At 34.0% G+C, this 5,935-nt stretch carries 6 protein-coding genes; all 6 read left to right on the top strand.

All coding sequences use genetic code 11. The features are described from left to right. The first annotated feature begins 118 nt into the window (after positions 1 to 118). Entirely contained in the window at positions 119 to 1,009 is an 891-nt protein-coding gene (locus ACFSKL_RS04240; protein ID WP_376883780.1) for a radical SAM protein, read from the top strand. Beyond that, the gene (locus tag ACFSKL_RS04235) at positions 1,006 to 1,365 is read left to right on the top strand and encodes a DUF6375 family protein (RefSeq protein WP_376883778.1); all 360 of its coding nucleotides are present in this window, start codon (positions 1,006 to 1,008) and stop codon (positions 1,363 to 1,365) included. The genes ACFSKL_RS04240 and ACFSKL_RS04235 overlap by 4 nt, the downstream gene beginning before the upstream one ends. Before the next feature lie 432 nt (positions 1,366 to 1,797). Beyond that, entirely contained in the window at positions 1,798 to 3,771 is a 1,974-nt protein-coding gene (locus ACFSKL_RS04230; protein ID WP_376883777.1) for a UvrD-helicase domain-containing protein, read from the top strand. A gap of 2 nt (positions 3,772 to 3,773) precedes the next feature. Then, on the top strand, positions 3,774 to 4,103 hold the full coding sequence (locus ACFSKL_RS04225; RefSeq protein WP_376883775.1) for a hypothetical protein: 330 nt from the start codon (positions 3,774 to 3,776) through the stop codon (positions 4,101 to 4,103). A 339-nt stretch (positions 4,104 to 4,442) separates the two neighbouring features. Beyond that, on the top strand, positions 4,443 to 4,682 hold the full coding sequence (locus ACFSKL_RS04220) for a hypothetical protein (RefSeq protein WP_376883773.1): 240 nt from the start codon (positions 4,443 to 4,445) through the stop codon (positions 4,680 to 4,682). Between the two features lie 22 nt (positions 4,683 to 4,704). Next, positions 4,705 to 5,238, top strand: a complete 534-nt coding sequence (locus ACFSKL_RS04215; RefSeq protein WP_376883772.1) for a hypothetical protein — start codon at positions 4,705 to 4,707, stop codon at positions 5,236 to 5,238. The last annotated feature ends 697 nt before the right edge of the window (positions 5,239 to 5,935 follow it).

Here is a 5,935-nt window from a genome sequence, read left to right as displayed (position 1 = left end):
GTTAAGAGAATAAAAAAACAAATCGATAAATTCGGTCTGACTAATGAGGATTTAGGCCTCGAAATCAGCTCAAATTGAGGGATTTTGTTTACGTTAGTCAGAAGGCAAAAGAGATGAAATGAAATTAAGAAAAGAAATAAGCGGACTTCATTACTTTGAAAGAAAATCAGGTATTCATATTTTAATGGACGAAGTTGTTCTAGATAAAAATGAAATTTCAAACTCACCGCGAATAGTTAGTATTGCATTAACAAATATATGTGACTTAAAATGTCATTTTTGCTATGCTCCGAAAAACAAAGAAACATTAAGCTTTGAAAATCTCAAAAGACTTTCAAAAAAACTTGATGAAATTGGAGTTCTTGAATTAACTTTTGGTGGTGGTGAACCAACTTTATATCCAAATTTCACTGAATTATGTAACTGGATTTGGAATAATACTTCTTTGGGAATAAGTTTTACAACTCACGGACATAAGATGACAAAAGAATTTGTCGAACGGCTAATCGGTAATGTTTCAATGGTTCGTTTTTCAATTGATGGGGTTGAACCAAGATATTCAGAAATAAGAGGTAAAAAATTATCTGATTTAATAACAAAAATAGAGTTTGTTAAAGGCAAAATCCCATTTGGGATAAACTGTGTTGTTAGTAAAAATGGTATTATGGAATTGGAAAAAGTAATTGAATTAGCAATTAGTATTTCATCAGAAAATATTTTAATAATCCCTGAACATCACGATGGAGTTTTTCAATTAACCGAAAATGATTGGTTAGAATTAGATAAAGTAATTGAAAAATATGATAATGAAATTGAGTTATTAGTAACACACGAAGCTGCTGATTTTATAAAGTCAAAAACTCTTGAAATTTCTAACTCCAAGGAATTTCTTTTTTCTCATATTTCAGCTGATAATCAATTAAAAAACAATTCTTACGACAAAAAAGGAATTGAAATTAAGAATGTAAACAAAATTGAAAATTATTTTAATCAAATCAATATAATATGAAAGTATGGAAATCATTTGCTGGGGAACATTCAGCAAAACTAAGAATCATCGGAAAATTTAAAACAGAAGAAGATGCACAAAAGGCAGCGAATTTTTTTAACGACTTAATTGATGTCGAAGATAAATCTGATGGCGGGAACACTTACTTTTCCCAAGAGTTAATGGATTTATTTAGTAAACACAATTTTAGTAGTTTCAACGAACACGATGCTGAACAGGCTGATTACTATTACAAACTAACTCCAGAAGGAAAAGAAATCGAAATTCTAACTGACGAATTAGAAGTACAAGCTGTTATAAAAACTTTCATTCGTTGGGGAGCAAAAGTTGAATTATATAGCAGACACGACTACTAAAAAGCCCAGTGGCTAGTCGAGTAGGTAAAGGGGAATCCCACCCCTAACCCTCTCACAGAACCGTACGTGAATCTCTCGATTCATACGGCTCTTATTATGCAGTCGGATAGTCCATTTTATTAGACTAATTTGTAGCCCAGTTCCCAGTGACGTTGTTCTTACTTTTTTGCTTGATCAAAAAAGTAACAAAAAGATCAAGAATTTCGAATGCTCCCCCGCTATCGCCACCGCCGGCTCGCTCGAAATTCGTTCCCGCCCGCATCAGGCGGTTTATATTGAAAATAAAAAGTTTTTCCAGTGAAAAATACCCTGTAGTTGGTATTTTATGTTAAGGTAGGAATGGTTATGTTTGGAGATAATTAAGATATATAAGCATAAGTTGCGGAGAGCAAACTGTTGGGCACAATTTGAAAAAAACCTCGAAAATTAAATATGACTTGGAATAACGAAATAGAAGAAGGTTCACCAGCATACAATCTTGCAGCAAGTGATGCTGCGACAATTAGAGCTGTTGCAGGTCCTGGTTCAGGCAAAAGCTTTGCAATAAAAAAGAGAATTTTAAGGCTTTTAGAACAAAATGTAAATCCAGAAAAAATTTTAGCAATAACATTTACTCGAACAGCCGCTCAAGATTTAAAAACTGAAATTTCATCTTTAGGTGTTAAAGGGGCTGAACAAGTTCATTCCAGAACCGTCCACAGTCACGCTCTTCGAATTTTAATGCAGGAAGGTGTTTTAGAGCAAACTGGAAGATATCCAAGAATGGTAATTGAACACGAACAACTACCAATATTAAGAGATATTGACAGAGAAGAATTTGGTGGAGTCAAAGACAAAAAACAACTACTTGATAGTTACCTTGCAGGTTGGGCTAGATTACAACAAGATGATGCAGGTTTCGTCCAATCCCCAAATGATGAAAATTTTAAAACAGACTTAATTAATTGGTTTGACTTTCATAGTGGAATTTTAGTTGGAGAAGTAATTCCAATTGTTATTGATTATTTAAGAAACAATCCTGCAACCGAACACATTGAAAAATACGATTATATTCTAGTTGATGAGTTTCAAGATTTAAACAAAAGTGAGCAAGAATTTATACGATTAATAAGAGGTGAGTCTAATCTTGTAATTGTAGGTGATGATGACCAATCCATTTATGGATTTAAATTCGCTCATCCTCAAGGTATACAAGAAGTTGAAACATTATTTGGAGACTATTATGATGTTCCATTTGATGTTTGTAGAAGATGTCCAACTCTAGTAACAAAAATGGCTTCAGAATTAATATCAAAAAATCCAAATAGAACTTTAGGTAATCTTAATCATTTTGAGGGAAATCCTGAAGGTGAAGTAAATATTGTGCAATGGACAGATTTTGATTCTGAAATTATAGGATTATCTGATTTTATAGCTAAAGAATTGAAAAAAGGAATTATTGAACCTAAAGATATTCTAATCTTGACACCAAGAAGGAAAATTGGATATCGCCTACGAAATAGGATTTTAAATAAAGGTATTCCTGTAAAATCATATTTCCGAGAAGCAATAATTGAAAAACCAAACGTACAACGTGCATTTTCTTTAATGAATTTCATCGCAAATCCTGACGATAAAATTTCTTTAAGGTTCTTATTAGGTTTTGATTCACCAGATTATAGAAAGAACCAATATGCTCGTTTAAAAATTATCGCTGAAGCACAAAAAAAATCAATTAAGGAAGTTCTTGACTTAATACTTTTAGGAGACCTTCCTGAAACACATTTGAGATCTATAATTGCTACTTATCGAAAGGTATTGGAAGACATTCCTCATTTGAGGAAAACTATTATTACAGAACCTGAAAATGCTCTTTCTAATTTCTTTGTAAAAACACCTGATGACGAAGATGAATTCTATGAATTAGACCAAGTATATAGGTCGGTGATTGAAGAAATCGGAATTGAAAAACTTGAAAATATTGAAAATTTTCAAGAGTGGTTTAAAGAAGTAATGGATTTGTTATTAACAACAATTGCTTTACCACAAATACCTGATGATATTGACCATATAAGAATTATGAGCTTGCATTCCTCAAAAGGATTAAGTGCAAAACTTGTTATTCTAACTTCAATGATTGATCCATTAATTCCTTTTTTACCTGACACAGATGATGTAAATATTATTGCTTTGGCAAATCAAGAAGCAAGAAGGCTTTTTTACGTAGCTATAACTAGATGTAAAGCATCTAAAGATTATGATGGTAGGTTGGTTATAAGTTCTTTTCTTTCGATTCCCGGAATAGAAGCTGCTAGAATGGGAATTAGAGCAAATCCGAAATCAATATTGAGAACTCGAACTACTCGTTATGTGAGTGATTTTGGAGCGGTTTCACCGAGACCAATTAGAGGAACTGAATTGAAATAATTATGAAATCACCTTTAAACTATATTTATTATATACAAGGAAAATATAAGGACGCAGTAGAAATATTAATTACGGGAGAAAAAGATGCTCGTTCTCGAGTTAAAATAGCTTATTACACTATTTGGACTATTCAATTAAATGATTATCCAGAAAGTGTTAGAACAAAAGTAGAATCAATAACCAAAATATTAACAAGGCTTTCTGGAAGAGAAGGATATATACTAGATGAAAATTTTGGAAAAATGAAAAATAAAACAGCTTCTAAAGCTGCAAAAATTATATATGATGTTTATCTTGATATTGAAAAGTATATTAAAAAGTTAGAAAAATAAATTGAGAAGGAAAATAAAAACTGTGCCCAATCGAGTAGCCCGACCTGAGCCATTTGGCTCAGGTTGAGGCTCTCACACCACCGTACGTACGGGTCTCGTATACGGCGGTTCACTGGATTGTAGGTTGTGATTTGAGGTAGTAGGAAAGCATAGATTAGCAACCTTTCCTTATTGGGAGAGATAGAGTTATTGTAGTGATCAGAATTGGAGTTAAATTAATAGAGTTAAAGAACAAATCGATAAATTGGGTCTGACTAATGAGGATCTAAACCTTGAAATCAGCTCAAATTGAGGAATTTTGTTTGCGTTAGTCAAAATGCAAAAACAAAACTGAATATTATGTGGCAACCATTGCAGAATGCTGACCAATTAGAAATAGGAAGTAGACTAAGGCAAGTGATTCTTGACGGCAACTTCCAACATGAGTCAATTTACCATGTCGAACGAACTGGAGACTATTATTTTTTGGCTCGAATTGTAGAACAAGATGGAGAAGAATTACCAGAAGAAAGGCAGACAGTTGCACCATATAGAACTGCTGGTATAATACATTATGGTTTTGAAATATGGACAGATTAATAAGAACTCCAAAAAAATCTCAATGTTTAGAGTAGATAAAAGAAATTTTGCGACTTCTGACATAATAAAACCTCAGGAAATTTCATGCCAAGACTCCGAAGATTTTGGTGAAGGCAAGCAAATATTAGAAAAAATCTTATTGGAGGAACTTCCAGATGGTAAACAAGGAGCAGATAGAAAAACTGGACTTTACATTTTTGCCGAGTTATCAGATGCTATACGGTTCTGTTGTAGAATGTCAAACAGTAAAATATATAAAGTTGAATCGCTTGAAGATACTACCTGCTATCATCGTGGGGATATGAATTGGACAGAAATAATGAATGAATTTCTTAATAACGAAAATACTCTACGACAAATGGCAAGATTGTACTGGGAAGGGAGAAAGACTTTCAAGCCATGTTGGGAAATGCTCGTAAACAAGATAAAAGTCACAAACATTATTGTAGGTGACAATAATTCAAGAACAGACCTGTGTAGAGCCTATCAAACCGCAAATGGCAATGTAGAGCAAATTGACTTTTATATTGAAGCCCTTAATCAAAATAGACAATAGAATAAAATTGAAAAGGCACGAACGCACAGTTGGTAAAGGGGAATCCCACCCCTAAACCTCTCACAGAACTCCCGTAATCGGGACAGGCTGTGAACCTCTCGATTGTTCATGTTGGGTTTATTTTTATTTGTACTTACGAATGCTTGGGCATTTCATACAGCCTGTTCCGCTCATTGCGGAAGCTCTTATTATGCAGTCGGTTATAGTCAGTTATGCTAGACTAATTTGTAGCCCAGTTCCCAGTGACGTTGTTCTTACTTTTTGCCTTGATGCAAAAAGTAACCAAAAAATCAAGACGGAGATATCCTATCCACGCTACAGGCCACCGCCGGCCTCCCAAAAAAGGAGGAAATCCTCCCATAAAGTGAGACAAGCCGTCCTGTAATCGGGAGGCAAGCCCGGATCTCCGTCGTCCCGCCCGCATCAGGCGGTTAGAGTTGAAAATAAAAAGTTTTTTCAGTGAAAAACACCAAGTAGTTGGTATTTTTTTTGTGAAGGGGAATAGGTAGGTTTGGAAATAATTAAGAAATATCAGCAACACTTATGCGTATGGCATGCTATACGCATAAGTTGCGGAGAGAAAACCGTTACTTGCAATTCCCCCTACTTTAAAAAAGTTGATTTCGTAAGCTAACGTTTGAGAGCATCGTGGCAAGATTTTTTGTAAATTACTAGTCTCTCAGCAAGGCCGATTTTA

Origin of the sequence: Belliella marina, from assembly GCF_042682445.1 — a bacterium.
In the GTDB taxonomy this organism is placed as follows: Bacteria; Bacteroidota; Bacteroidia; order Cytophagales; family Cyclobacteriaceae; genus Belliella; species Belliella marina.
This window is presented reverse-complemented; position numbering and strand designations above follow the sequence as displayed.